This window comes from Pseudonocardia aurantiaca (assembly GCF_039526725.1).
Taxonomy (GTDB): Bacteria; Actinomycetota; Actinomycetes; order Mycobacteriales; family Pseudonocardiaceae; genus Pseudonocardia; species Pseudonocardia aurantiaca.
In genome coordinates this window covers 63,004-88,667 of the sequence record NZ_BAAAJG010000007.1, presented here as the reverse complement: position 1 = coordinate 88,667, position 25,664 = coordinate 63,004, and the positions used below count along the sequence as shown (strand labels likewise).

24 protein-coding genes, 2 pseudogenes and 1 riboswitch are annotated in these 25,664 nt (G+C 70.8%); of the genes and pseudogenes, 16 read left to right on the top strand and 10 right to left on the bottom strand.

The window, feature by feature from the left end; all coding sequences use genetic code 11:
* Positions 1-53: 53 nt before the first annotated feature.
* On the bottom strand, positions 54-482 hold the full coding sequence (locus tag ABD143_RS09535) for a hypothetical protein (protein WP_343974424.1): 429 nt from the start codon (positions 480-482) through the stop codon (positions 54-56).
* Between the two features lie 255 nt (positions 483-737).
* Here ABD143_RS09535 and ABD143_RS09530 point away from each other — a divergent pair, with 255 nt between their 5' ends.
* Positions 738-1,457, top strand: a complete 720-nt coding sequence (locus ABD143_RS09530) for a UPF0158 family protein (protein WP_343974421.1) — start codon at positions 738-740, stop codon at positions 1,455-1,457.
* An 81-nt stretch (positions 1,458-1,538) separates the two neighbouring features.
* Here the strand turns inward: ABD143_RS09530 and ABD143_RS09525 are convergent, their stop codons facing one another.
* Complete coding sequence (locus tag ABD143_RS09525) at positions 1,539-2,045, bottom strand: hypothetical protein (protein WP_343974418.1); 507 nt, start codon at positions 2,043-2,045, stop codon at positions 1,539-1,541.
* Positions 2,024-2,392, bottom strand: coding sequence for a DUF4253 domain-containing protein (locus ABD143_RS09520; RefSeq protein WP_343974416.1), 369 nt, complete (start codon positions 2,390-2,392; stop codon positions 2,024-2,026). The genes ABD143_RS09525 and ABD143_RS09520 overlap by 22 nt, the downstream gene beginning before the upstream one ends.
* Positions 2,393-3,822: 1,430 nt before the next feature.
* On the opposite strand from ABD143_RS09520, the gene ABD143_RS09515 reads away from it, so the two are divergent.
* The gene (locus ABD143_RS09515) at positions 3,823-4,281 is read left to right on the top strand and encodes a hypothetical protein (protein ID WP_343974414.1); all 459 of its coding nucleotides are present in this window, start codon (positions 3,823-3,825) and stop codon (positions 4,279-4,281) included.
* A pseudogene (locus ABD143_RS38170) lies at positions 4,278-4,334 on the top strand (hypothetical protein); the annotation flags it as partial. The gene ABD143_RS09515 and the pseudogene ABD143_RS38170, both read left to right, overlap by 4 nt.
* A 228-nt stretch (positions 4,335-4,562) precedes the next feature.
* On the opposite strand, the gene ABD143_RS09510 reads toward ABD143_RS38170, so the two are convergent.
* The 7 genes and pseudogenes from ABD143_RS09510 to ABD143_RS09480 form a co-directional block, all read right to left on the bottom strand.
* Positions 4,563-5,480, bottom strand: coding sequence for a DUF1707 SHOCT-like domain-containing protein (locus ABD143_RS09510; RefSeq protein WP_343974411.1), 918 nt, complete (start codon positions 5,478-5,480; stop codon positions 4,563-4,565).
* Positions 5,481-5,530: 50 nt separating this feature from the next.
* Positions 5,531-5,971, bottom strand: coding sequence for an SRPBCC family protein (locus ABD143_RS09505; protein WP_343974407.1), 441 nt, complete (start codon positions 5,969-5,971; stop codon positions 5,531-5,533).
* A gap of 9 nt (positions 5,972-5,980) precedes the next feature.
* Entirely contained in the window at positions 5,981-6,814 is an 834-nt protein-coding gene (locus ABD143_RS09500) for a phosphoenolpyruvate hydrolase family protein (RefSeq protein ID WP_343974404.1), read from the bottom strand.
* Complete coding sequence (locus tag ABD143_RS09495; protein ID WP_343974401.1) at positions 6,811-8,004, bottom strand: Tm-1-like ATP-binding domain-containing protein; 1,194 nt, start codon at positions 8,002-8,004, stop codon at positions 6,811-6,813. The genes ABD143_RS09500 and ABD143_RS09495 overlap by 4 nt, the downstream gene beginning before the upstream one ends.
* A gap of 86 nt (positions 8,005-8,090) precedes the next feature.
* Positions 8,091-8,447 (bottom strand): annotated as a pseudogene (locus ABD143_RS09490) (integrase core domain-containing protein); the annotation flags it as partial.
* Between the two features lie 409 nt (positions 8,448-8,856).
* Complete coding sequence (locus tag ABD143_RS09485) at positions 8,857-9,009, bottom strand: N-6 DNA methylase (RefSeq protein ID WP_343974636.1); 153 nt, start codon at positions 9,007-9,009, stop codon at positions 8,857-8,859.
* Positions 9,006-9,416, bottom strand: a complete 411-nt coding sequence (locus ABD143_RS09480) for a hypothetical protein (protein ID WP_343974398.1) — start codon at positions 9,414-9,416, stop codon at positions 9,006-9,008. The genes ABD143_RS09485 and ABD143_RS09480 overlap by 4 nt, the downstream gene beginning before the upstream one ends.
* Before the next feature lie 238 nt (positions 9,417-9,654).
* Here ABD143_RS09480 and ABD143_RS09475 point away from each other — a divergent pair, with 238 nt between their 5' ends.
* The 13 genes from ABD143_RS09475 (at position 9,655) to ABD143_RS09415 (ending at position 25,620) form a co-directional block, all read left to right on the top strand.
* On the top strand, positions 9,655-11,616 hold the full coding sequence (locus ABD143_RS09475; protein ID WP_343974395.1) for a M13 family metallopeptidase: 1,962 nt from the start codon (positions 9,655-9,657) through the stop codon (positions 11,614-11,616).
* Between the two features lie 37 nt (positions 11,617-11,653).
* A complete protein-coding gene (locus ABD143_RS09470) occupies positions 11,654-12,058 on the top strand; it encodes a hypothetical protein (RefSeq protein WP_343974392.1) in 405 nt (134 codons plus the stop codon).
* 63 nt (positions 12,059-12,121) lie between these two features.
* Complete coding sequence (locus ABD143_RS09465; RefSeq protein WP_343974389.1) at positions 12,122-12,451, top strand: RNA polymerase sigma factor; 330 nt, start codon at positions 12,122-12,124, stop codon at positions 12,449-12,451.
* Positions 12,452-12,544: 93 nt separating this feature from the next.
* A complete protein-coding gene (locus tag ABD143_RS09460; RefSeq protein WP_343974386.1) occupies positions 12,545-13,030 on the top strand; it encodes a formate dehydrogenase subunit gamma in 486 nt (161 codons plus the stop codon).
* Complete coding sequence (locus ABD143_RS09455; protein ID WP_343974383.1) at positions 13,027-14,565, top strand: formate dehydrogenase beta subunit; 1,539 nt, start codon at positions 13,027-13,029, stop codon at positions 14,563-14,565. The genes ABD143_RS09460 and ABD143_RS09455 overlap by 4 nt, the downstream gene beginning before the upstream one ends.
* Positions 14,562-17,384 carry a formate dehydrogenase subunit alpha gene (fdhF, locus tag ABD143_RS09450; protein ID WP_343974380.1) on the top strand — a complete coding sequence of 941 codons (2,823 nt, stop codon included), beginning with the start codon at positions 14,562-14,564 and terminating at the stop codon, positions 17,382-17,384. Before ABD143_RS09455 ends, fdhF begins: the two co-directional genes overlap by 4 nt.
* Before the next feature lie 2 nt (positions 17,385-17,386).
* On the top strand, positions 17,387-17,605 hold the full coding sequence (locus tag ABD143_RS09445) for a formate dehydrogenase subunit delta (RefSeq protein WP_343974377.1): 219 nt from the start codon (positions 17,387-17,389) through the stop codon (positions 17,603-17,605).
* Positions 17,602-18,807, top strand: a complete 1,206-nt coding sequence (locus tag ABD143_RS09440; protein ID WP_343974374.1) for a molybdopterin molybdotransferase MoeA — start codon at positions 17,602-17,604, stop codon at positions 18,805-18,807. Before ABD143_RS09445 ends, ABD143_RS09440 begins: the two co-directional genes overlap by 4 nt.
* The gene (gene fdhD, locus ABD143_RS09435; RefSeq protein WP_343974371.1) at positions 18,795-19,622 is read left to right on the top strand and encodes a formate dehydrogenase accessory sulfurtransferase FdhD; all 828 of its coding nucleotides are present in this window, start codon (positions 18,795-18,797) and stop codon (positions 19,620-19,622) included. Before ABD143_RS09440 ends, fdhD begins: the two co-directional genes overlap by 13 nt.
* Before the next feature lie 122 nt (positions 19,623-19,744).
* Positions 19,745-19,951: a heavy-metal-associated domain-containing protein gene (locus ABD143_RS09430; protein ID WP_343974368.1), complete on the top strand. Its 207-nt coding sequence runs from the start codon at positions 19,745-19,747 to the stop codon at positions 19,949-19,951.
* 4 nt (positions 19,952-19,955) lie between these two features.
* Positions 19,956-20,882, top strand: coding sequence for a hypothetical protein (locus ABD143_RS09425; RefSeq protein ID WP_343974365.1), 927 nt, complete (start codon positions 19,956-19,958; stop codon positions 20,880-20,882).
* 23 nt (positions 20,883-20,905) lie between these two features.
* Positions 20,906-23,155 carry a heavy metal translocating P-type ATPase gene (locus tag ABD143_RS09420; RefSeq protein ID WP_343974363.1) on the top strand — a complete coding sequence of 750 codons (2,250 nt, stop codon included), beginning with the start codon at positions 20,906-20,908 and terminating at the stop codon, positions 23,153-23,155.
* Between the two features lie 229 nt (positions 23,156-23,384).
* A riboswitch (M-box (ykoK) riboswitch) is annotated at positions 23,385-23,563 on the top strand.
* A 311-nt stretch (positions 23,564-23,874) separates the two neighbouring features.
* Positions 23,875-25,620, top strand: a complete 1,746-nt coding sequence (locus ABD143_RS09415) for an NRAMP family divalent metal transporter (RefSeq protein ID WP_343974360.1) — start codon at positions 23,875-23,877, stop codon at positions 25,618-25,620.
* Positions 25,621-25,664: the final 44 nt, after the last annotated feature.

Genomic DNA, 25,664 nt, shown 5'->3' with positions numbered 1-25,664 from the left:
CGAAGGCGCCCAGACCCTCGTCGACGACTGCAGGTAACCGACGCCCAACCATCTCAGCCCTGCGTGTACGGCCTCACCACAGCAAACCGCGGCCCGAATGGGGTCGTACGCGCACGCTCCCAACTCTCCCGCGGCCCTCCGAGAGTGAACTCGAGGTGATGCAAGATGAACGTCGTGACGGCGATGTTGTCCCTCATGTCCAACTGGACGTCTCGCGCATCCAACGGCATCAGGAAGATGGTGCCGTCATCCGCGCCGTCGTCCCAGCGGAACGTGATAACCAGAATGCTCCCGACAGCTTCCGCGTCGAGCAGCCGGAAGCTGCGATATGGTTCGAACATTTGGTCCTGTGGCAAGACAAACGACCGCGACCCGTCGTCGTATTCGACCAGCGTCGGTTCGGTGACGCCCGGGTCAAGCCGGTCCGGCGCGTAGTGCTCTCGCACCAACTCAGCGATCACTGCCACCTCAGCGGCCTCCACGAGCGAAACATAGCAGTCCTCCCGTCAGCGTCCGTCATACGGACTCGTTCACCCACTACGGGCACTCGTCCTCGGAGTCGACCTTTGTCTTGCGATAGGCCGGTCAGCTACCGACCTATCGTGAATCGCGACGACGTCCATGACCGGCATGGACGACGCCCGCCGCCGGTTCCACCGCTCCTATCCGTACGGCCGCACCACTGCGCACCGCCGCCAGGTGGGATCGGGGCGGGCCCGAGGATGCAGAATGGCGGGATGCTCGACGGGGAACGGAGAACGCAACTGCGCGCAGCCGTGTACAGCGGGAACGGCGCCGAGCTGGTCGGGCTCGTCCGACGCTGGCGCCTGCTGGATGACGACGCCCTGCAGCTGATCGGGGACGGCCTGCTCGCCGCGCTCGCGGCGGGGCTTGACGGCGCACGTGAGCAGGCCGATGCCTGCGCCAGCCGGCTGCGCACGCGTGGCTGGTATGGCGACGAGGAGCTCGCCGACCAGCTCCAGGCACGGCTCGGGACGCACGCCACCCCGATGTTGCGCCCGCTCGCTGTCGACCTCGAGGAGCTCGCGGGCGTCCTGGAGGGCGACCCCCTCTCCGGCGACGGGCGCATCGACCTGCTGACGGGGGAGGTCTGGACGCAGTCCGCGATCGAATACGGCCGCGAGATCGGCGAACTGACCGAAGACGATGACGAGGACGCGGACCGGTGGCTCCATGTCCACTGCGAGGGCTCCCGCGACGGGTATCGCGACATGGAGCGCTTCATCGAAACCCGCACCGACGCCGGCCTGGCCGACCGGCTGGACATCGCCATCCAGGGCCGAGGCGCCTTCCGCCGGTTCAAGGACGTCCTCGGCCGCGTCCCGGACCAGCTCGACGAGTGGCACGTCTTCTCCGAGGAACGCCACCGCGGGCGGGCCCGCGCGTGGCTGGCCGGCGAAGGCTACTGCGTGGCCCCGCGGAGTCCCACGACCTGACGACCGTGCCCGCCTGCCGACCGCCGCGCATGGGCTATGGGAGGGCCGCGTCGGCCGCACGGGCATATCTCCGGGCTCAATTCACCAATCCGGGCACCGCTGCGGCTCCACGTAAGGCCGGCAGAACGCCGTGATCAGCCCCAACGGCCGGGTGTCCGGCGCCTGCATCGACGGCCCGCGATCGACCACCACCCAGACGGACACCTCTCCCAGCTCAGCGATGTAGTGCAGCCGCCGCTGCTCCCCCGGGACCGGACGGACACTGCTCACCACGCGGGCAATCAGGTCCTCTCCCACACCGCGGTCGATCAAGGCATGTTCGACGCCGAACGGCCCTTTTCCGGCGGTGGCAGACCATCCCTCACGCAGGATGACGACCAAGCCATCGGGGTCGGTCACGGCCGTCCTGCAGCGGAAGGCCACGTTGGCGCCGCCGTACAGCGTCGGATCGTCCGTCGGGATGGGGCACGGGACGTACTTGGCTGGTCCGAGCGGTGTCTCGGCGTTGGCCTCTGGGGTAGCGCTGAGTGCGGCGATGAGGACAGCGAGAACTGCGAAGAATCGGGTCAGTCCCACCAGAACCGCCACCTCGGCTCGCCGCGCAGCCTCGCCGCGTACTCCGGGAGCGAGTCCGTGTACATCTGACCCGTGTACGTCTCGAACGCGTCCCTACAGAACGCGATGTGTTCTGCCGCAACCCGCAGGCATTCTTGCTCGGTGACCGGCGGTTCTCCGACCGCGAGTTCGACCGTCGACGAGCTCATTCCCGTGAGCAGCGCGCCGAACCGCTCCTCCCAGCTGCGCAATACAGCACTCAGCTCGACCACGTCGTCGCGCGCGTTGATCATTCCCATCCAGCCGAGCGCGGTGGGAATGTCCGCGGGCCGGCTCACGGGCACGACGACGAGCTCGGCGAACGGCCACGGCGGAGTCACAGCGACGGCATGCCGAACAGCATCGATGGGATCGACCCCGGGCCGCGGCAACAGCCAGGGGAACTCATCCCCCAACGGAGCCATGCAGTCGACGTGATACACACACGGCCCTGGCCATGCCCGAGCGAGCACGGCGGTTGGATCACATGTCTCGAGCCGCGTGAGCTCGCGTTCGGAGTCCCACTGATCCCCGTGCAGATGCACGCCATAGCTGTGAAGCCACACCGGACATCGGCCTGTGCTGGACGCGGCCGCCGGCATCTCGCCGTAGCGGTCGGCTGGGTCGATTCTCGTCATGGGCACTTGGACGACGGCGGTGGGCGCCCGGTTCCGTCCGATCTCAAGATCTTGGACCGACCTGAAAGTTGCCCGCCCGCTCAACCTGACGGCGTCGGGAAGCGTTCATGATCACCCGGCACCGGTGGGGACGACGTCGGGGGATACGCCCGCCCGGACGACTGGGTGATCAAGGTTGCCCTGCGCACGCTGAGCGGCTGGCGACGCCGTGATCGCCACGATCCCGACGGGCGGCCCGACGACGAGCAGCACCGCCGCCGAGACCGCGGTTCGGGCATTCGAACAGGTCGAGCGTGCCGTCGACCTCGCCTCCGTTGCGGAACCTCCCGCCGGCGCGGCGCCAGGTCGTGACGCTGCACAACGTCGACGACCACATCCGGGCGGCCGGCCGCGAACTCGACCCACCCGCTGACCTCGCTCATTCTGTGCGTGCCTACTGGCGGCTCGAGCAGCAGTACACGTCGAACATGCCCAAGGCCGACTCGGCGGCCGCGCTGCACCGAAAGGCCCTCGCGATCGGCGCATTCCTCCCGGCAGCGGAACGACAGATCGGCACCTCCACCCCGCGCCGGATCGTCCGCCGGCGGGCACGGCACGCACCGCGCGGGCCGCACGGTCGTGCCGGCATGGCCGTTCGGTGCCGCCACGAGCAGGAGGACCACGAGGTGAGAGCGGAGAAGAACGATCTCCTCATTGCGCAGCGTGGACGACGCGAGAAGCGCGGGGTTCCTCCGAGGACTTCAGCCCTGGTCGCGGACGACCGCGAAACGCGGCCCGAACGGCGTCGTGCGAGCCGCCTCCCAGCTTTCCCGCGGCCCACCGAGCGTGAACTCGAGGTGGTGCGAGATGAATGTCGTTACGGCCCTGTCGTTTGGACATGTCGAGATCGACGTCGCGGGTGTCCAGCGGCATGAGGAAGACCGTTCCGTCGTCGGCACCGTCGTCCCGTTCCCGCACGAATTCGCTGTGCCGGCACCAACGTGACGGCCACGCGCAGCAGATGAGCGGAGACCACCACCTGCCTGTCTGCAAATCTGAGCCCGCGCTTGTGGGTACTGCGCTGATTCGGCGTGACGCACCAAGGAAGCAGTGGGCCTTCCGGCGTTCCGCTGGAGGAGCGGTACACCGCCAAGATGTCCGACGCCGCGTCGGCCGCCACCCTGCACCGCCGAGCCGTCGCGATCGCCGCCTTCCTGTTGGGCGAGGAGGCCGCGCGGGCAGGACGAAAGACCGACGCCGAAGCACACTTCGCCGTTGCCGCCCGGTACGCCATCGGTAGCCCGAATGGCGACGATCAAGACCCGCTGACCGCGGACATCGCCTCGGCCGGCGCCGGGGACCGGCTCGCGTCCGAGAGGCTGCTGCGAGAATCCAGCCGTTCGTCACGGCCGTACTCCGGGCGCGCCATGTTGCCAATGACGTGGACGAGTTGGCCCGGGAGATCGCGCTTGGTGTCCTGGCGGCGCTACCTGACCAACCTCACGCCCGATTCTTCGACTTCGTCCACGAGGCCGCGGTCCGGTTCCTCGACGAGCATCGCGCCGACCCGCCCGTCCTCGCCACATTGGGAAGCAGGTCACGGCAACTCGTGATCGACGAGATCCGTCACCTTCCCGGCAAGCAGCGTGACGTCCTCGTCCTGCGGATCCTGCTCGGCGTGTCCACCGAGCGGACCGCCGAGATCCTCGGCACCACCGCGGGGCCGCGCGAGTCGCGCAACACATGGCACTCGCGAGGCTCAGAACCCGCTTGGCCGGAGAGCCATCGGGAAACGCCCCCGGGCTTGATCGCAAGGACAGACGATCGCGAAACCAGGGCCCAGCGGTGCGCAGTGGGCGCGACGGCGTCGACCGAATTCATCCCCGCGAAGTCCTCACTCCGGCTCGAAAGGACGAAGTGCGATGATCGTCCCGTCCGCCCGTGCCTCGAGCCTCCCGTACTCCCCGAACTCGTTCAACGCCTCAACCGTCACCACCGGCCCGTCGCCGATATCACGGAACGTCAGATTTACGTGGTTCGCGTTCTCGACGTTGAGGCTCTGCCCCGCGCCCGCTACCAGGCCGAGGATGGCCTCGACGTCATAGACCGCCAGGTCGACGAGCGGGTCGTCCGCCTCACGGGTGTCGGCGGTGAGCGGCTCCCCGAAACCGCCTTCGTACTGGTATGTCCTGACGCGGCCCGGCGCTCCGGGCACGGGTACATGGACGTACGCGAGGTCCGCGTAGACCATCGCATCGACCACCTCGCTGGACCCGAACTCAGTTCGGACAGCCTCAACGAACCGCCGGAAGCCCTCGGGCGTGTGCAGAGCGACCGGGGACACGACGATCGGGTCGACGCCCGGACCCGCCTCCGCGGCGCCGGCCGAGATCCCCGGTGTGGGCGGAGGAGGGGGGTCGTCCGACCAGTCGCGCGTGCTGATCGCAAGGACGATCGTGAGCACACCGATCAGGATCAAGATGGTCCTGATCTCCGCGGCGAAGCGCGCGAACGGTCTCGACCGCGGCGGGAGTGGTCCGGTCAGGGTCGGCACCGACGGCCCCGAGGGCGGTGCCTCGGGGGTCGGCGCCGGGGTCCCCGGTTCCGGCGGCTCCGCCAGATACTTGGGCACCTGAAGATCGCGGACGAGCACCTGCAGCTCCGTGAGCGTCTTGGCGGCCGTCGCCGCGGCGCTTCGCGTCCGATGTTCCGCACCGTCGAGTTGGCCGTCCGCGTACGCGGAGTCCAGCGCCGCGCGCACGCGGATGCGGTCGAGATCGCGGGCCCTTTTCCCCTGCCAGGCTGGAGGCACGGCGCGACAGTAGCCACGCGCCCGCGCCGCCATGGGCCGAATCAGAAAAGTCAGCCGCCGCCGAATCGCTTCTGCAACGCGCTGATTCCGCCGCCGTACACCCCGTCGGCGAAGGTCGCGTTCAGCCGCTCCTCGTCCGCGCCCTCCGCGTCGTACTCGGACCACCACTCCATGAAGGCGTGGCCGGCGTCGGTCACCGGCGCCACCCGGAACGTCGAGACGTACCGCCGCACGGCGAAGGGGCTCACCACGATCTGGTAAGTGCAAATCCGGCCCTCGTCGTTGAGGGACGCGAGTTGTTCCACGACCACGCCCCCGTCGGCAAGTGTCAGCCTCCGGACGGCGCCGACCTCGATTCCCGACCGGCCGGAGTCGAGCGAGCTCTCCGCGATCCCCGGGTGCCACGCCGGCATGCCGTTGAAGTCGCGGACTGTCGCCCAGACCTCGTCCGCGGAGGCCGGTATGACACCACTGGTGTAAGGGCGGGGCATGTGATCTCCCTATCTGGTCAAGCGCGTCTTGAACGCGCGGGTCTGCTCGGTCAGGGCCTTCTCCGTGGGCAGTCGCTCCATCGACGACGCGCCGTAGAACCCGTGGCAGTGCTTCGTCCGCTCCAGGACGTACGCGGCGTCGTCGGGCATGGCGATGGGTCCGCCGTGGCACAGCACGAGTACCTCATCGCGCACCTCGCAGGCTGCGGCCGCCCACTCGTCGATCAGATCGACGCAGTCGTCCAGGCTCTTCGCGGTCTCGGCGCCGATCGAACCGCCGGTGGTGAGGCCCATGTGGCAGACGACGATGTCCGCGCCTGCCCGGGTCATCGCACGGGCGTCCTCGGCCGAGAAGACGTAGGGAGTGGTGAGCAGGTCTGCCTCGCGGGCGGCGGCGACCAGGTCGACCTCGAGGCCGTAGCCCATGCCGGTCTCCTCGAGGTTCGCGCGGAACACCCCGTCGATGAGGCCGACGGTCGGGAAGTTCTGGATGCCCGCGAAGCCGAGGTCGGCGAGCTCGCGCAGGAAGCGGTCGGTGATCATGAACGGGTCGGTGCCGTTGACGCCCGCGAGCACCGGCGTGTGCTCGACGACCGGCAGCACCTCCGCGGCCATCTCGACCACGATCTCGTTGGCGTTGCCGTACGCGAGCAGACCGGCGAGTGAGCCGCGCCCGGCCATCCGGTAGCGGCCGGAGTTGTAGATGACGATGAGGTCGATGCCGCCGGCCTCCTCGCACTTGGCGGACAGGCCCGTGCCCGCCCCGCCGCCGACGATGGGCTCTCCGCGCCGGGCCATCTCCTGGAACCGTTCCACGAGCTCAGCGCGCACGAATCGAGTCATTTCTGCACCTCCCGCCACGCGTCCACCAGCGCGTCGGCGAACTCCGGGTCGTTGACGTGCTGCGGCAGGCGACGCACCTGCCGCTGGTCGGTCTGCCGCACCTCGGCCTCGAGCGTGGCGAAGAGCGCCTCGTCCGCCTCCGGGTCCCAGAACGGCTGCCCGGGCGCGTCGAGCGCGGACACGCCACCGGCCGGCAGCAGGAAACGCACGGGCCCCTCGCACGCGTTGAGTCCCCGCGCGATGAACCGCGCGATCTCGACGCACTCCTCCTGCGTGGTCCGCATGAGCGTGACTTGGGGGTTGTGCTCGTAGAAATGGCGCCCCGCGAACTGCGGGGGCACCGTGGCCGGGGCAGCGAAGTTGACCATGTCGAGCGCCCCGCACGATCCGACGTACGGCACGCGGGTGCGGGCGATCGCGCCGAGCCGGTCCTCGGTCGCCGCCATCACGCCGCCGACGATCAGGTCGCACACCTCGGTGGTGCTGATGTCGAGGACCGAGCTGACCAGGTGCGAGTCCACCAGCTTCTCCATCGCGCGCCCGCCGGTGCCGGTGGCGTGGAAGACGAGGGGGTCGACCGTGTCGCCGAGCCGCTCGACCACGGCCGTGACACACGGCGTGGTGACGCCGAACATCGTGAGCCCGACCGCGGGCCGATCCTCCCCAGCGGGGACCTCGTTGGTGACGATCCCGGCGAGCGCGTGGGCGGCGTTGCCGATGACCCGGCGCGAGATGCGGTTGAGGCCGGCGACGTCGGTGACCGAGTACCACATCGCGATGTCGGAGGCGTCCACGTACGGGGCGACGTTCCCCGACGCCACGGTCGACACCATGATCTTCCCGACGCCGACGGGCAGCGCGCGCATCGCGGGCGTGACGAGCGCGGTGCCGCCGGAGCCGCCGAGCCCGAGTACGCCCGCGACGTCGTCGCGCGAGCTCAGGAACCGCTGCAGAGCCTCCGCCATCGCGGCGACGGCGCTGCCGCGGTCGCCGGTGAACACCGCGTCCGGACCGTCGGGATGGTGCGCTGCGACCTCCGCCGCGCTGACGTCGGCGCCCCGGTCTTTGCCGTCCGTCGTGGAGACGTCGACCGTGAGGGGGTCGGCGCCCGCGGCTCGCAGCCGACCGGCGGCGTACTGCACCTCGGCGCCCTTGGTGTCGAACGTGCCGATGACGTAGGCGAAGCCCATGCCCTCGTTCTAGACCAGGCGGGTCACCAACGCCAACGGACACGCCGTGCCGGTAGTTGTCAAGTCAACTGAGACAGTTGATCTCACTAGGTTGGTTGTAGGACGGGCTGGTTGATCCATGCCTGCTCGGGCAGGTGCGGCGGGGTGGGCCGGCGGGAGAACCGCTCGGGGTGCTGCGCGTGAGCGCGGTCGAGGGTGGCCTGACGGTGGGTGCGGACCTCGGTCGCGGTGTCGAAATGGACCGAGGCTGGGGTGTGCATGCCGATCCCGGAGTGCCGGTGCTCGTGGTTGTAGGCGGTGAAGAACCGCTCGCAGAACCCGCGGGCATCGGCGAGGGAGCCGAACCGGTCCGGGAAGTCAGGCAGGTACTTCAACGTCTTGAACTGCGCCTCGGAGTACGGGTTGTCATTCGAGCACCTCGGCCGCGAATGCGAACGACAGACACAAGACCACGTCATTGAAGCGACACACGGCGCAGCCTTACCACGGTGTCCTGCCCATCAGCACCCACTCCAGGCCACCCTCGTCGACCGAGAACCGCGGTGGGTCTGCCCGCTGGACGCCTCACACCACTCCGAGGCCATTCTGTCCGTGTACGGAGTCTGATATTTTGTCTACGGCCGCTAAGCGAGTTGGTGCCCGGAGACGCAACCTCCCGAAGCGCTTCTTCAGCCCCGCGATATCACCCGCATGGACCGGTCCGCGAACGTCGCGGTCAGCGTCGGGACTATGATCTTCTCGACGCTGGCGGGGGAACGCCCGCATCGTCAAGAGCGCATTGCCGCCTGAGTCATACTCGGGCTCCGGCGGAACTGTCACTCGACCGCCGGGGGCGAGCGCCCCGACAGAGAGCTAGAGCCAGGCGAAGTCGGCGTTGTCGTCCGGCGGCGGGCCGTAGTTCCAGCGCCAGTCATCCCGCCGCAGATCAACCGTTGGAACGGACATACCGAACGGCGGGTTGGCGAGTACGACGTCGAAGGAACTCCCTGCCCCAGCAGCCTTCAGCCATCACGTTCCCTCTGCTGTCCGACGCCACCACGGCGGGCCAGGAGGTTCGGAACACCGTCCCGAGCCGCCAACTCGTGCACCATCTCCTCGGACAGATGTGCGAGCAACCGATAGACCGTGTCATGGTCGGCTTGCAGATGGCGGTGGTGGATCGGTTCGTGGTGCATGATCCGGTTGCGCAGCCCGAGAATCTTCTGGAAGTCCTCGTGCAGCACGCGACGAGTTACCCCCGGAAACGCCTGGTTCAAGGTCGGCACCCAGAGAGGCCGGTGATACCGGCCGCTGTTGAGCGGGACTACGAAGGCAGAGGCCACCTGCAGGTTCCACCACTCCAACTCGATGGCTGCGTCGGCGTCCCCCGCAGCCGCCGCGAGGTAGGGCGCGAACCTCGGCCCGGATAGCATGGCACTGACCCAGGGGGCAGGCTCGGTGTTCGTGGTTCCCCCCAGATCAGCACGAGATGGCGCGCGCCAGAGCTAGGCGTGCTAGCTTGTTTTGCGTAAGCCCCGGGTCGCCCCTGCTTCGGCATGCCGCCCGGGGCATGCTTATGTCCAGCCACCCGCGACTTGTGAAGAGCCCTGGCCCGACGAGGAAACCTTTAGCCATTCCCTCACCGCACACCCCCGAGGGCATGATGGAGGCGTGACGACCTCAACCACCCGCTCCGGGCTCGACCTGCGCTGGGTCGATCCCGCCGTCCGCCCCCAGGACGACCTGTTCGGGCACGTCAACGGCCAGTGGCTGCAGACGCACGAGATCCCCGACGACCGGGCGCAGGACGGCGCCTTCCGGGCGCTGCGCGACCGGGCCGAGGAGGACGTGCACGCGATCGTCGAAGGGGCGGCGGGCGAACCGGGCACGGACGCCCGCAAGATCGCCGACCTCTACCGCGCGTTCATGGACGTCGACGCGATCGAGGCGGCCGGCGTCGAGCCGCTGCGCCCGCTGCTCGACGAGGTGTTCGCCGCGACCGGCAAGGCGGAGCTCGCGGCCGTGCTGGGCAAGCGGCAGCGCGAGGGGCAGGTCGCGCTGTTCGGCACGTACGTCAGCACCGACGCCAAGGACTCCACCCGCTACATCGTGCACCTGTCGCAGTCGGGGCTCGGGCTGCCCGACGAGTCGTACTACCGCGAGGACGCCTACGCCGAGATCCGCGCGGCCTACGTCGCCCACCTGACCCGCCTCGCGGAGCTGGTCGGGCTGAACGGGCCCGCGCAGGTCGCCGAGTCGGTGATGGACCTGGAGACCGCGCTCGCCGCGGACTCGTGGGACCGCGTGACCAACCGCGACGCCCGTAAGACCTACACCCTGATGACGCTCCCGGCGCTGCAGGCCAACGCACCCGAGTTCGACTGGGAGCCGTGGCTCGCGGCCATCGAAGGGCCGTCGGGCGCGTTCGACGACGTGGTCGTACGGCAGCCGTCCTTCGTGCTCCGGGCCGCGGAGCTGTGGGCGGAGCGCCCGCTCGAGCAGTGGCAGGCCTGGCTCGCGATCCGCACGGCGTCCGGGTCCGCGGACTATCTGAACGAGGCCGTCGTCGAGGAGGACTTCGACTTCTACGGCCGCACCCTGTCGGGCACCCCGGCGCTGCGTGAGCGGTGGAAGCGCGGGGTGTCGGTGGTCGAGGGCGCACTCGGGGAGGCCGTGGGCCGGCTCTACGTCGAGCAGCACTTCCCGGCCGCGGCCAAGGAGCGGATGGTCACGCTCGTCGCGAACCTCGTCGAGGCCTACCGCCAGAGCATCAGCACGCTGGACTGGATGAGCGCTGCCACGCGCGACCGCGCGCTCGCCAAGCTGGACCGGTTCACGCCGAAGATCGGCTACCCGGACCGCTGGAAGGACTACTCGGCACTGGAGATCGTGCCGGGCGACCTGCTGGGCAACGTCCGGCGCGCCGGGGCGTGGAACACGGACTACGAGCTCGCCAAGATCGGCAAGCCCGTCGACCGCGACGAGTGGCTGATGACGCCGCAGACGGTCAACGCCTACTACCACCCGCGCATGAACGAGATCGTCTTCCCGGCCGCGATCCTGCAGCCGCCCTTCTTCGATCCCGACGCCGACGACGCCGCCAACTACGGCGGGATCGGTGCGGTCATCGGCCACGAGATCGGCCACGGCTTCGACGACCAGGGCTCGAAGTACGACGGCGACGGCAACATGACCGACTGGTGGGAGCCGGGCGATCGCGCCGAGTTCGACCGCAGGGCGCAGGCGCTGATCGAGCAGTACAGCGGGCTGTCTCCGGCCGGGCTGAGCGACCACAAGGTCAACGGGGCGCTCACCGTCGGGGAGAACATCGGCGACCTCGGCGGCCTGACGATCGCGATCAAGGCCTACAAGATCGCGCTGGAGGGCCACGAAGCCCCCGAGATCGACGGCTTCACCGGCCTGCAGCGCGTGCTGATCGGCTGGGCGCAGGTGTGGCGGGCCGTCACCCGCGAGGCCGAGGCGATCCGCAGGCTCACCGTCGACGTCCACTCGCCGCCCGACCTGCGCTGCAACGCCGTGGTCACCAACCTCGACGCCTTCCACGAGGCGTTCGGCGTGACCGAGGCCGACGCCCTGTTCACCCCGCCCGGGGAGCGTGTGCGCATCTGGTGAGGAAACGAACGGGCGCGCGCACACGACCTTGATCCGCGTGCGCCCCGAACAGCACCAGCGGCTGCGGTGGTGGCCGTGGGCCCTCACCGCGGCGGCCCTCGTGACATGGGCTGTTCTCGCGACGAGCGTCGGGCCGGGTGGGCACCGCGAGCTCACCGGCCCCGAGTGGCAGCGCATCGCGGCCGACCCGGCCGCGCACGTGGGCGAGCAGATCGTCGTGTTCGGTGTCGTGACGCAGGGCGGCCACGTGGTCCGCGCCGCCGTCGACGGGCTCGACCGGTCCGACGCGACCGCCTACGGCACCGCGGCCGAGCTGCGGGGCCCCGGCCCGCTGCCCGCCGTCGGCGATACCTTCCTGGCCGATGTGACGGTGCGCGGCCCCGCCGACGACGGGCTCGCCCTGGACGTGGACCACGTCCTCGTACTGGACAGGACGGGTTGACCAGACAGGAGGCGCACCATCAGCGAGACCTGGACGAGCGCTCAGTGCGCCGAGGCGTGGGGTGTGAAGACGCCGACGTGGCTGGGGTATGTCTCCCGCGGCCAGGCGCCCCCGGCGCTCCCCGGCACCGACGCCGACGGCAAGCGGTGCTGGGATGCCGACGAGGTGCAGCGCTTCCCCCGCCCCGGTACCGGGCGCTCCCGGTCGGGAGCCGGTCCGGAGGCCGAGGCGCTGCTCGCGGAGATGCGGGAGGTCGCCGCCCAGATCGAGCAGCTGCGCTCCCGGCAGCGGGAGCTCCTCGGAACGGGCAAGCGGCAGGGCCTCGAGGTGCTCGCGATGTCGCGGGCGCTCGGGATCTCCCGGCAGACGGCCTACAGCTGGCTCGGCGACTGACGCCGCGGGCCCGGCCCGTGATCCACGAAGGTTATGACGGCATAGGGAAGATTGCTTTGACCTGTACCAGGTCAGATCGAGACAGTGCTGTTCATGACGACGGACGTCACCCAACTCGCAGCGGTGCGGGTGGAGCGCGTGCGCGAGATAGCGACCGCACGCCGCCACTTGCGCGGCCCCCTCATCCCGATCCTCCACGCCGTGCAGGAGGACCTCGGCCACATCGACGAGGTGGACGTGCCGGTGCTCGCCGACGTGCTGAACCTTGCCGTCGCCGAGGTGCACGGCGTCGTCACCTTCTACCGCGACTTCCGGCGGGCGCCCGCGGGCCGGGCGACCGTGCGGATCTGCCAGGCCGAGGCCTGCCAGGCCGTCGGAGCCGAGGAGCTGGGCGCGCACGCCAAACGCCGGCTCGGGGTCGGCTACGGCGAGACCACCACTGACGGCGCCGTCACCCTCGACGAGGTCTTCTGCCTCGGCAACTGCGCGCTCGGGCCCGCGGTGCAGATCGGTGAGCGGCTGCACGGCCGGGTCAGCCCCGCCCGATTCGACGCGCTCCTCGCCGAGGTGACCCGATGATCCGCGTGTTTGTACCGCGCGACGCCGCGGCCACGTCGGTCGGTGCCGACGAGGTGGCCGAGCGGATCACCGCCGCCGCTGCCGCCGCAGGCCGCGAGGTGGAAGTCGTCCGCAACGGCTCGCGCGGGATGCTCTGGCTGGAACCGCTGGTCGAGGTCGAGACCCCGGCCGGCCGGGTCGGGTACGGCCCGGTCGCGCCCGAGGACGTCGACGGGCTCGTCGCCGCCGGTCTGCTCGACGGGCGGGGCGAGAGCCTCGGCCTGGTCGAGGAGCTGCCGTGGATGCGGCGCCAGCAGCGGGTCACGTTCGCCCGGGTCGGTGTGGTCGACCCGCGCTCGGTCGAGGACTACGAGGCCCATGGCGGTTACGCGGGTCTGCGGACGGCGCTCGCGAGGACACCCGCCGAGGTCGTCGAGGAGGTCGTCGACTCCGGGCTGCGCGGGCGCGGCGGCGCCGGGTTCCCGACGGGCATCAAGTGGCGCACGGTGCTCGGCGCCCCGCCCGATTCCACAGGGTCGGACATCAAGTTCGTCTGCTGCAACGCCGACGAGGGCGACTCCGGCACGTTCGCCGACCGCATGCTGATGGAGGGCGACCCGTTCACCCTCATCGAGGGCATGACGATCGCGGCGTACGCGGTCGGCGCGACCGAGGGCTACATCTACGTGCGCTCGGAGTACCCGGAGGCCGTCGAGGCGCTGAACGCGGCCATCGACGCGGCGCGCGAGCGCGGATGGCTCGGCGAGCGGATCCTCGGTTCGGACCTCACGTTCGACGTGTTCGTCCGCGTCGGGGCAGGCGCCTACATCTGCGGTGAAGAGACCTCGATGCTGGAGAGCCTCGAGGGCAAGCGCGGCACCGTGCGCGCGAAGCCGCCGATCCCCGCGCTGGAAGGCCTGTTCGGCCGCCCGACCGTGGTCAACAACGTGCTCTCGCTGGCCTCGGTGCCGGCGATCCTCGCCGACGGCGCCGCCGCGTACGCGGAGCTGGGCACGGGCCGCTCGCGGGGCACCAGCGTCTTCCAGCTCGGCGGCAACATCGCCCGCGGCGGGATCGTCGAAACGCCGTTCGGGATCACGCTCGGCGAGCTCGTCAACGACCTCGGCGGCGGCACGGCATCGGGCCGGCCGGTGCGCGCGATGCAGGTCGGCGGGCCGCTCGGGGCGTACGTCCCGGCGGAGCAGTTCGACCTCCCGATGGACTATGAGGCCTTCGCCGCGGCGGGCGCGATGCTCGGCCACGGGGGTGTCGTCGTGTTCGACGACACGGTGGACATGGCCGCGATGGCGCGGTTCGCCTTCTCCTTCTGCGCGGAGGAGTCGTGCGGCAAATGCACGCCATGCCGGGTCGGCGCCGTGCGCGGCGTCGAGACGATCGACCGGATCAGAGCAGGTCAGGACCGCGAGAAGAACCTCGTCCTGCTCGACGACCTGTGCGAGCTGATGACCGACGGGTCGCTCTGCGCCATGGGCGGGCTCACCCCCATGCCCGTGCGCAGCGCGGTGCGCCACTTCGGAGAGGACTTCCAGCGATGACCCTGCTGAAGGAACCCGACTTCGGGACACCGGCCCGCGAGGGTACGGCGACCGTCGAGCTGACGATCGACGGCGTGCCGGTCACGGTGCCACCTGGTACGTCGGTAATGCGCGCGGCGAAGCAGGCCGGGCTCGACATCCCGAAGCTCTGCGCGACCGACAGCCTGGAGGCCTTCGGGTCCTGCCGGCTGTGCGTCGTCGAGATCGACGGCGCCCGCGGCACACCCGCCTCCTGCACCACGCCGGTGGCGCCGGGCATGGTGGTGCGGACGCAGACCGACAAGCTCGGCAAGCTGCGCCGAGGGGTCATGGAGCTCTACATCTCCGACCACCCGCTCGACTGCCTCACGTGCTCGGCGAACGGCGACTGCGAGCTGCAGGACATGGCGGGCGTCACGGGACTGCGCGAGGTGCGCTACGGCTCCGGTGTGGACGCCGGCGCGAACCACATGGACCTGCTCAAGGACACCTCCAACCCCTACTTCGACTTCGACCCGTCCAAGTGCATCGCCTGCTCGCGCTGCGTCCGGGCGTGTGACGAGGTGCAGGGCACCATCGCGCTGACGATCGAGGGCCGCGGCTTCGACTCGAAGGTCTCCGCGGGCGGCACGACGTTCATGGAGTCCGACTGCGTCTCCTGCGGGGCGTGCGTGCAGGCCTGCCCGACGGCCACCCTGCAGGAGAAGTCGGTCGTCGAGCTGGGCATGCCCACCCGCAGCGTGATCACCACCTGCGCCTACTGCGGTGTCGGCTGCTCGTTCAAGGCGGAGCTGCGCGGCGACGAGCTGGTGCGGATGGTGCCGTTCAAGGACGGCGGCGCCAACGAGGGCCACTCGTGTGTGAAGGGCCGGTTCGCCTTCGGCTACGCGAGCCACCCCGACCGCGTGCTGAACCCGATGATCCGCGAGTCGATCGCCGACGAGTGGCGGGAGGTTTCCTGGGAGGAGGCCATCGGCTTCACCGCGCGGCGGCTGCGGGAGATCCAGGCCGAGCACGGCGCCGGGTCGATCGGCGCGATCACCTCCTCGCGCACCACGAACGAGGAGGTGTACGTCGTCCAGAAGATGGTGCGCGCCGTCTTCGGCAACAACAACGTCGACACCTGCGCCCGCGTCTGCCACTCCCCCACGGGCTACGGGCTCAAGCAGACCTTCGGCACCTCGGCCGGAACGCAGGACTTCAAGTCCGTGGCAAAGTCCGACGTGATCCTGCTGATCGGGGCCAACCCGACCGACGGCCACCCGGTGTTCGCCTCGCGCATGAAGAAGCGGCTGCGCCAGGGCGCGAAGCTGATCGTGATCGACCCGCGGCGCATCGAGCTGGTGCGCACCCCGCACATCGAGGCGGAGCACCACCTGCAGCTCGCGCCGGGCACGAACGTCGCCGTCGTCAACGCGCTGGCGCACACGATCGTGACCGAGGGCCTGGTGGACCGCGAGTTCGTCGCGGAGCGCTGCGAGAACTTCGAGGAGTGGGAGTCGTTCATCGCGGGCCCCGAGCACAGCCCGGAGGCCGTCGCCGACATCACCGGCGTGCCGGCCGAGGAGATCCGGGCCGCCGCGCGGCTCTACGCGACCGGCGGCAACGGGGCGATCTACTACGGCCTCGGTGTCACCGAGCACAGCCAGGGCTCCACGATGGTCATGGGCATGGCCAACCTCGCGATGGCCACCGGCAACATCGGCCGCGACGGGGTCGGCGTCAACCCGCTGCGCGGGCAGAACAACGTGCAGGGCTCCTGCGACATGGGCTCGTTCCCCCACGAGCTGCCGGGCTACCGGCACGTCTCCGACGAGAGCGCCCGCGCCGTCTACGAGGGCCTGTGGGGCGCCTCGCTGCAGGAGGAGCCGGGCCTGCGCATCCCGAACATGTTCGACGCCGCGGTCGAGGGCACGTTCCGCGCGCTGTTCGTGCAGGGCGAGGACATCGCCCAGTCCGACCCGAACACCCACCACGTGCACGCCGCGCTCACCGCGCTCGACCTGCTCGTGGTGCAGGACCTCTTCGTCAACGAGACGGCCAAGCTCGCGCACGTGCTGCTGCCCGGCACGTCGTTCCTGGAGAAGGACGGCACGTTCACCAACGCCGAGCGCCGCATCAACCGCGTCCGCCCCGTGATGGCGCCGAAGACCGGCAAGCAGGAGTGGGAGATCATCGCCGAGATCTCGCAGGCGATGGGCTACCCGATGCACTACGAGTCGTCCTCGCAGATCATGGACGAGATCGCGTTCACCACCCCGACGTTCTCGGGGGTGTCGTTCGAGCACCTCGACCGCGTGGGCAGCGTGCAGTGGCCGTGCAACGACGCGGCCCCCGAGGGCACGCCGATCATGCACCAGGACGGCTTCGTCCGCGGCAAGGGCCGGTTCGTCGAGACGACCTACGTGCCCACGCGCGAGCGCAGCACGCGGAAGTTCCCGCTGATCCTCACGACCGGCCGGATCCTGTCGCAGTACAACGTGGGTGCGCAGACCCGGCGCACGGCCAACGTCGCGTGGCACCCGGAGGACCTGCTGGAGCTGCACCCGCACGACGCCGAGGTCCGCGGCATCAACGACGGCGACATGGTGACGCTCTCCAGCCGCGTCGGGCGCACCACGCTGCGTGCGGTGCTGTCCGAGCGGATGCCGGTCGGGGTCTGCTACACGACCTTCCACCACCCGGTCACCGGCGCGAACGTCATCACCACCGACAACTCCGACTGGGCCACCAACTGCCCCGAGTACAAGGTCACGGCGGTGCAGGTGGCGCTCACTCCGGAGCAGTCCGCGGTCCGCGAGGAGTTGGCCAGGCGCCCGGTCGCGGCGGCGGGGGACTGACGATGAGCGCAACGACCATCCCCGCCCACGTCCGATTGGCCAACGACATCGCGGTGCAGTTCCACGGCCGCGACCCCGAGCAGGCCGCGGCGGAGATCGCCGTCCACATGCGCACCTTCTGGGAACCGCGCATGAAGACGGCGCTGCTGGCGCACGTCGATGCCGGCGCTGCAGACCTCGACGGGCTGGCGGTCCGGGCCGCGGAGCTGCTGAGGCCATGACCGTAGAGAGCGCAACGACGAAGTTCGCTCAGCCCGCCGCCCTCACCTGGGACGGTGCCCGGGAGCGCGCGCATGCCGCTGCCGATCCGCTCCTGTCCCGCCCGTTTCCGCTTGCCGACGCTGCGGGCGCCGTGTTGGCCGCGCCGCTCGTGGCGCCCTGCACGGTGCCACCGGTGGATCGCTCGGCGATGGACGGTTACGCCGTCCGCGGCCCGGCCCCGTGGACCGTCGTGGGCACGGTGCGGGCGGGGAGCCCGCTGGCGCCACCGCTGCGCCCCGGCCAGGCGCGCGCGATCGTCACCGGAGCCGCCGTCCCGCCGGGCACCGACGCGGTGCTCCCCGACGAGGACGCCGTGCGGTCGGGCGAGGCACTGGCCGGCTCGGTCGCAGGCGGCCGGCACATCAGGCGGGCGGGCGAGGAGTGCGCCGCGGGCGAGGAGCTGGCACCCGCGGGAGCCGTGGTGAACCCGCCACTGCTCGGGCTCGCGGCCACCCTCGGCTGCGACACGCTCCTCGTGCACCCGACGCCCCGGGTCGCCGCGTGCGTCACCGGCGACGAGCTGGTCGGCCACGGGCCACCAGGGCCGGGCCGGGTGCGCGACGCGATCGGCCCGATGCTGCCCGGCCTGGTCGATCGGGCGGGCGGGCGGCTGCTACCGGCCGTGCGGCTGCCCGACACCCGCACGTCGCTCGTGGACGCGCTCGCCGCGGCCGACGCCGAGCTGGTGCTCGTCTCCGGCTCCTCGGCGGCGGGACCGGCCGACCACCTGCGCGCCGCGCTCGCCGCCCTGCACGCCGACCTGCTGGTCGACGGGGTGGCATGCCGCCCCGGACATCCGCAGACGCTCGCGCAGCTCCCCGACGGGCGGCTCGTGGTGGGGCTGCCCGGCAACCCCCTCGCGGCACTGGCGGCGTTCCTGACTCTCGCGGTCCCGGTGCTCGCCGGGCTGCGGGGCGAGCCGCTGCCGGCGCTGCTGGCCGCACCCGTCCCCGGCGGGCTGGAGCGGCACCCGTCGAGTACCCGGCTGGTGCCGGTGCGGGTCGGCTCGTTCGGCACGGCGCCCGTCGGGCACACGGGGTCGGCGATGCTGCGCGGCGCCGCCATCGCCGACGCGCTGGCGGTCGTCGATCCCGGGCCGGCGGCGGCCATCGCCGTACGGCTCCTCCCCCTCGATCCTGGAGCGCGACCATGGGGCGTCTGATCGCTCGCCGTCCGGTACTGCGGTTGAGTCCGGACGGTGAGCGCACGCGGCCCGACCAGCTCGCCGTCGAGGAGCCGCTCGAGATCCGGGTGCGCGGGCGCGCGCTGGCCGTCACGATGCGGACGCCCGGCCACGACGTCGAGCTTGCGCACGGGTTCCTGCTCACCGAGGGTGTGATCGAGGGCGTCGCTGACGTCCGCGACGCGCGGTACTGCGACTCCCTGGACGACGAGGGCCGCAACACCTACAACGTGCTCGACGTCGGGCTCGCCGAGGGTGTGCCGGAGCCGGAGACCGGGGTGGAGCGGAACTTCTACACCACCTCGTCCTGCGGGGTCTGCGGCAAGGCCTCGCTCGACGCCGTACGCCTGCGCTCGAAGCACTCCCCCGCGGGCGACCCGGTGCGCGTCCCGGTCGAGGTGCTCGCCGCCATGCCCGACGCGCTGCGCCGCCGGCAGCAGGTGTTCGACCGGACCGGTGGGCTGCACGCGGCCGGGCTGTTCGCCGCGGACGGCACGCTGCTCGTGGTGCGCGAGGACGTCGGACGGCACAACGCGGTGGACAAGGTCCTCGGCTGGGCTCTGCTGCAGGGGCGCATCCCCGCGCTCGGGACCGTGCTCGTCGTGTCCGGGCGGGCCTCGTTCGAGCTGGTGCAGAAGGCCGTGATGGCCGGGGTGCCGATGCTCGCAGCCGTGTCGGCGCCGTCGTCGCTCGCCGCCGATCTGGCGGACGAGTCCGGGCTGACGCTCGCGGGGTTCGTGCGCGGCGGTTCCATGAACGTCTACACGCGCAGCGAGCGGATCGTCACTCGCTGACCCCTGATCCACCGAGACCGCGGTCACTTCGGTTGCACGTATACCCCCCTGGGGTGTAAATCTCTTCTCGTAGAACCATACCCCCCTATCGTATGGTTGAGTCGAGCGAGAGGAACACCCTGATGACCGCGAGCACGTACACCGTCACCGGCATGACGTGCGGGCACTGCGTGGCGTCGGTGACCGAGGAGATCAGTGCCATCGACGGCGTCACCGACGTGACCGTCGACCTGCCGGGCGGGGCGGTGACCGTCACGAGCGACCGGTCCCTCGACGCGGAGCGCGTGCGCGCCGCCGTCGAGGAGGCCGGGTATCGGCTGGCGGGCTGAGGACGTGAGTACTCCCGTGAAGCTGGCGGCTTACGTCGCCGTGCTCGCGCTGCTCGTCGGCGGCGGATGGGCGGTCGGCTCCGCTGTCGGCCCCGTGTCCCAGGCCCCGGAGGCAGCAGCACAGGTCGCGGAATCGGGCGGGCACGGCGACGCGCACAGCGGCGGCGAGAGCGCCCCGGCGGCGCCCGATCTGCCCGGCGGGCTCGCGTCGAGCCGCGACGGCTACACGATGGTCCCCGTAGTCTCGACGCTCGCACCGGGCGCCGCGGAGACCTTCGCCTTCCGCATCACCGGCCCCGACGGCGCTCCGGTCACCGCCTTCGACGTGGAGCACGACAAGCGCATGCACCTGATCGTCGTGCGCCGCGACGCCAGCGCGTTCCAGCACGTGCACCCGGAGATGGCCGCGGACGGCACGTGGTCGGTGCCGCTGACCCTGCCCGCAGGCGGCTCCTACCGGGCCTTCGCGGACTTCGCGCCGACCGGCGGCCAAGGTGTGACGCTCGGCGTCGACCTCGCCGCACCCGGCGCGTTCGAGCCGGTCGCGTCGCACCCGTCGCGCGTCGCGGAGGTGGACGGGTACCGGGTGGAGCTCACCGGCGACCTCGTGCCGGGCCAGGCCTCCCCCGTCACGCTCACCATGAGCCGCGACGGGCAGCCGGTCACCGACCTCGAGCCCTACCTCGCCGCCTACGGCCACCTGGTCGCGCTGCGCGACGGGGACCTCGCCTACCTGCACGTCCACCCGGAGGGCACACCCGGCAACGGGCGCACCCCGGCCGGGCCGAGTGTCGAGTTCGTCGCGGAGGTCCCGAGCGCGGGCACGTACCGGCTCTTTCTGGATTTTCAGCACGCAGGCGTCGTCCGCACGGCAGAGTTCACGGTGCCGACCGGCGCCGACCAGCTCGGCACCGACGGCCACGGCCACTGATCGGAAAGGGAGGATCAGGGACGATGAGCAGCATTGGAACTGCTGACGCTGTGGTCACCGACATCGAGCTGGCCGTCGGCGGGATGACGTGCGCGTCGTGCGCCAACCGGATCGAACGCAAGCTCAACAAGCTCGAGGGCGTCACGGCCACCGTCAACTACGCCACCGAGAAGGCACGGGTGCACGCGCCGGAGGGCGTGGACCCCGCCGCGCTCGTCGCGCAGGTCGAGGCCGCCGGCTACCGGGCCGAGCTGCCGCGCCCGCCCGCCGACGAGCAGCCGGCCGAGGCAGCGGCCGACCCCGACGTCTCGCTGCGCAACCGGCTCATCACGAGCACGGTGCTCGCGGTGCCGGTGATCGCCATGGCGATGGTCCCGGCGCTGCAGTTCACGTACTGGCAGTGGATCTCGCTCACCCTCGCCGGCCCGGTGGTCACGTGGGCGGCCTGGCCGTTCCACCGCGCGGCGTGGACCAACCTGCGCCACGGCGCGGCCACGATGGACACGCTGATCTCGATGGGCGTGCTTGCGGCCACCCTGTGGTCGCTCTACGCGCTGCTCTTCGGCACGGCCGGGGTGCCCGGGATGGTGCACCCGTTCGAGCTGACGATCCGGCCGGGCGAGGGCGCAGGCAACCTCTACCTGGAGGTCGCCGCGGGCGTCACCACGTTCATCCTGGCCGGGCGGTACTTCGAGGCCAAGGCGAAGCGGCAGGCCGGGTCGGCCTTGCGCGCCCTGCTGGAGCTGGGCGCCAAGGAGGTCGCCGTGCTCGGCGCGGACGGCACCGAGCGGCGCGTCCCGACCGCGCAGCTCGCCGTCGGCGACCGGTTCGTCGTGCGGCCGGGCGAGAAGATCGCGACGGACGGCGTGGTCGAGGACGGCTCCTCCGCCGTCGACGCCTCGATGCTCACCGGCGAGCCGGTGCCCGTCGAGGTACGCCCGGGCGACGCCGTCAGCGGCGCCACCGTGAACGCGGGCGGGCGGCTGGTCGTGCGTGCGACGAGGGTCGGGGCCGACACCCAGCTCGCGCAGATGGCGCGCCTCGTCGAGGACGCGCAGAACGGCAAGGCCGCGGCGCAGCGGCTCGCCGACCGGATCTCCGGGGTGTTCGTGCCCGTGGTGATCGCGCTGGCGGCCGCCACACTGGGTTTCTGGCTCGGCACCGGGGAGGGCGCCGCGGCGGCCTTCACCGCCGCCGTCGCCGTGCTGATCATCGCCTGCCCGTGCGCCCTCGGCCTCGCGACGCCCACCGCGCTGCTCGTCGGCACCGGCCGGGGCGCTCAGCTGGGCATCCTGATCAAGGGTCCCGAGGTGCTGGAGTCCACGCGGCGGGTCGACACGGTGGTGCTGGACAAGACCGGCACTGTCACAACCGGCCGCATGAGCCTGACCGGCGTCCACGTGGCAGGCGGCGTCGAGGAGGACGAGGTGCTGCGGCTCGCCGGGGCGCTGGAGGACGCCTCCGAGCACCCGATCGCCGCGGCAGTCGCGAATGCCGCCCGCGAGCGCATCGGCACGCTCCCTCCCGTCGAGGACTTCCGCGGCGTCGAGGGGCTCGGCGTGCAGGGTGTGGTCGACGGGCACGCGGTGCTCGTGGGACGCCCGGCGCTGCTGGAGCAGTGGAGTGTGCCGCTGCGCGAGGAGCTGGCCGCGGCACAGGCGGCGGCCGAGGAGCAGGGCCGCACCGCCGTCGCCGTCGCGTGGGACGGGGAGGCACGGGCCGTGCTCGTCGTGGCCGACACCGTGAAACCGACCTCCGCGCAGGCGATCTCCGGGCTGCGCGCCCTCGGACTCACCCCCGTGCTGCTCACCGGCGACAACGAGCGCTCCGCCCGCGCTGTGGCGGCGGAGGTGGGCATCGAGGACGTGGTCGCGGAGGTGCTCCCGGCGGACAAGGTGGACGTGGTCAAGCGGCTGCAGGAGGAGGGCAAGGTCGTCGCGATGGTCGGCGACGGCGTCAACGACGCCGCGGCGCTCGCGCAGGCCGACCTCGGCCTGGCCATGGGCACCGGCACGGACGTGGCGATCGAGGCCGCCGACATCACGCTGGTGCGCGGCGACCTGCTGGCCGCCACCGACGCGATCCGGCTCTCCCGCCGCACCCTCGGCACGATCAAGGGCAACCTGTTCTGGGCCTTCGGCTACAACGTGGCGGCCCTGCCGATCGCCGCGGCCGGGCTGCTCAACCCGATGATCGCCGGGGCCGCAATGGCCGTCAGCTCGGCGTTCGTCGTGGCCAACAGCCTCCGCCTGCGCGGCTTCCGGGCGGCGTGACCGAAAGATCCCAATCCCGCGAGTCGGGGTCTGAGTGCGCGCGAGTCGGGGCGTGAGTGCGCCCGAGTCGGGATCTGACCACCCCGAACATCACAACTCGCACGCATCCAGACCCCGACTCGCGTGCATCCAGACCCCGACTCGCGGGTGCAGGTGACTGTGGGGTTGGCGACACCCTCCCGATTGCGCATGCGCTTGACAGTCGCTGTGGGCGGGGGTCTCCTCGTGGGTAGCACCTCGTTCGGTGAGGCGTCTGCACGGATAGAGGCCACTGACCCTCCAGCGTCGAGAGACGCCCCGGGTCAGGACAGGTCTCCCCGGCCTAAGGGGTGACCCCAAGTGGCTTCCCGGCCCATGAGGGCTGGGATCACGCCGTGCAGTGCCAAAGCTCTGACGAGGGGGTGCCCGAGCCCGACCGCGGAGGTGTGGTCCCGGGCGCTTCAGCTGTGTTGGACCGAAGTGTTGGCACCCGCGTGTGCCCTGGCGGCGAGGAGGTGAGAGATGGGTTCCGACGACAGTCACAGTTCGGTTCCGCATATCCACTTCGCGCGCGCCGACCGCGCCCACGGCTGATGACCGGTTCCTCCGCGAGGTCGTGAGACGCCGGCGGGCGCTTGTCCGACGGGATGACCGCGATGAGCTGTGTCCGTGTCCTCGTAGTCCTTGTGCACGTCTTTCTTGCTCGTTTCCTCTGCCCGCGCGTGCTTGGGTGAGTACCGATGATCGCGAAGACGCCGGCTCCGCGGAGCGGTCCACCCGCCACGACGACGCTGGGCGCGAAGACACCCGCGGCGCCCCCGTCGGCGCCGGACCCGGCTCGTGCAGCCGGCGCTGTGGGGCCGCCGGGTCGCAGCGCGGTGCTCGATGAGGCGCACCTGGGGGACATCCAGGGCGCGATGGGCAGCGTCCGTGTCGACGACGCGGGCGGACGGTCGCTGTCGGTCCGGTTGAAGACCCTGTTGGCGATCGTCGGCCCAGGGTTGATTGTGATGGTCGGCGACAACGACGCGGGTGCGTTCAGCACGTACACCCAGGCCGGGCAGGACTACGGCACCCGGCTGCTGTGGACGCTGCTGCTGCTGATCCCGGTGCTGTACGTCAACCAGGAGATGGTGCTGCGCCTCGGCGCCGTGACCGGGGTCGGACACGCCCGGCTGATCCTGGAACGATTCGGCAGGTTCTGGGGCGCGTTCAGCGTCATCGACCTGTTCCTGCTCAACGCGCTGACCATCGTCACCGAGTTCATAGGGATCAGCCTCGGGCTGTCGTACCTGGGGTTGCCGAAAATCCCCGGCGTGCTCATCGGCGCGGTATTCGTCGTCGCGGCGGCCTCGACCGGCAGCTTCCGGCGCTTCGAACAGTTCTGCCTGGTCCTCGTGGCCGGGTCGCTGTTGCTGGTGCCGATCCTGGTGATGGCCCACCCGCCGCTGGGGCAGGTCGCGCACGATTTCGTGGTACCCGGCATACCTGGCGGGTCGCAGCTGTCCACGGTGATGCTGCTGATCATCGCGATCGTGGGCACCACCGTGGCGCCCTGGCAGCTGTTCTTCCAGCAGTCCTACATCATCGACAAGCGGATCACCCCGCGGTTCATCGGCTACGAGAAGGTCGACCTGTGGATCGGCATCGTCATCGTCATCCTCGGTGCCGGGGCGATGATGGCCTTCTGCGCGGCCGCGTTCGGGGGCACGCCCGCGTTCGGGCAGTTCACCGACGCCGGCGGGGTCGCCCAGGGCCTCGGGACGTATGTGAACCGGACCGCGGGGGTGCTGTTCGCCCTGGCCCTGATCGACGCGTCCATCATCGGCGCGGCCGCGGTATCGCTGTCCACCGCGTACGCGATCGGGGACGTGCTCGGGTTGCGGCACTCGCTGCACCGCAGCCCGCGCGAGGCCAAGGGTTTCTACGTGGTGTTCGCCGGGCTGCTAGTCGGCGCGGCGATGATCGTGATCATCCCAAGGAGCCCGCTGGGGCTGCTCACCGAAGGCGTACAGACCCTCGCCGGGGTGCTGCTGCCCTCGGCGACGGTGTTCCTGTTGCTGCTGTGCAACGACCACGAGGTGCTCGGGCCGTGGGTCAACGGCCGCAAGCTCAACATCTTCACCTCCGCTGTGATCGCCGTGCTGGTGATGCTCTCGATCGTGCTCACCGCCGCCGTGGTCTTCCCCGGCATCAGAAGCGCCTCGATCATGACCATCCTCGGAATCGGCGCCGCCGTGGCGATCCTGGCCGGACTGTTCCTCACCGTCCGACACCGCCTGCATCCCAGCGACGGGGAGACAACGCAGACCCCGATGGACCCCGACCTACGCGCCACCTGGCGGATGCCACCGCTGGCCCTGCTCACCCGCCCGCACCTGAGCACCGGCCGCCGGCTCGGGCTGACCGTGCTGCGCGGCTACCTGGTCATCGCCGCCGGCATGGTCGTGGTCCGCGTCGTGCAACTCGCCCTCACCCACCAGTAGTCCAGCGGGTCCCCTCTTCCCCTGCCCGTGACGAGGTCGAGCGC

What these genes read in the sequence shown, in the direction of transcription:
- ABD143_RS09530 (WP_343974421.1), top strand. Translation starts at nt 738, where the DNA reads ATGCTCGACGGGGAACGGAGAACGCAACTGCGCGCAGCCGTGTACAGC.
- ABD143_RS09515 (WP_343974414.1), top strand. Translation starts at nt 3,823, where the DNA reads ATGTCCGACGCCGCGTCGGCCGCCACCCTGCACCGCCGAGCCGTCGCG.
- ABD143_RS09505 (WP_343974407.1), bottom strand. Translation starts at nt 5,971, where the DNA reads ATGCCCCGCCCTTACACCAGTGGTGTCATACCGGCCTCCGCGGACGAG.
- ABD143_RS09500 (WP_343974404.1), bottom strand. Translation starts at nt 6,814, where the DNA reads ATGACTCGATTCGTGCGCGCTGAGCTCGTGGAACGGTTCCAGGAGATG.
- ABD143_RS09495 (WP_343974401.1), bottom strand. Translation starts at nt 8,004, where the DNA reads ATGGGCTTCGCCTACGTCATCGGCACGTTCGACACCAAGGGCGCCGAG.
- ABD143_RS09480 (WP_343974398.1), bottom strand. Translation starts at nt 9,416, where the DNA reads ATGCTATCCGGGCCGAGGTTCGCGCCCTACCTCGCGGCGGCTGCGGGG.
- ABD143_RS09460 (WP_343974386.1), top strand. Translation starts at nt 12,545, where the DNA reads ATGACGACGGACGTCACCCAACTCGCAGCGGTGCGGGTGGAGCGCGTG.
- ABD143_RS09455 (WP_343974383.1), top strand. Translation starts at nt 13,027, where the DNA reads ATGATCCGCGTGTTTGTACCGCGCGACGCCGCGGCCACGTCGGTCGGT.
- fdhF (WP_343974380.1), top strand. Translation starts at nt 14,562, where the DNA reads ATGACCCTGCTGAAGGAACCCGACTTCGGGACACCGGCCCGCGAGGGT.
- ABD143_RS09445 (WP_343974377.1), top strand. Translation starts at nt 17,387, where the DNA reads ATGAGCGCAACGACCATCCCCGCCCACGTCCGATTGGCCAACGACATC.
- ABD143_RS09440 (WP_343974374.1), top strand. Translation starts at nt 17,602, where the DNA reads ATGACCGTAGAGAGCGCAACGACGAAGTTCGCTCAGCCCGCCGCCCTC.
- fdhD (WP_343974371.1), top strand. Translation starts at nt 18,795, where the DNA reads ATGGGGCGTCTGATCGCTCGCCGTCCGGTACTGCGGTTGAGTCCGGAC.
- ABD143_RS09430 (WP_343974368.1), top strand. Translation starts at nt 19,745, where the DNA reads ATGACCGCGAGCACGTACACCGTCACCGGCATGACGTGCGGGCACTGC.
- ABD143_RS09420 (WP_343974363.1), top strand. Translation starts at nt 20,906, where the DNA reads ATGAGCAGCATTGGAACTGCTGACGCTGTGGTCACCGACATCGAGCTG.
- ABD143_RS09415 (WP_343974360.1), top strand. Translation starts at nt 23,875, where the DNA reads ATGATCGCGAAGACGCCGGCTCCGCGGAGCGGTCCACCCGCCACGACG.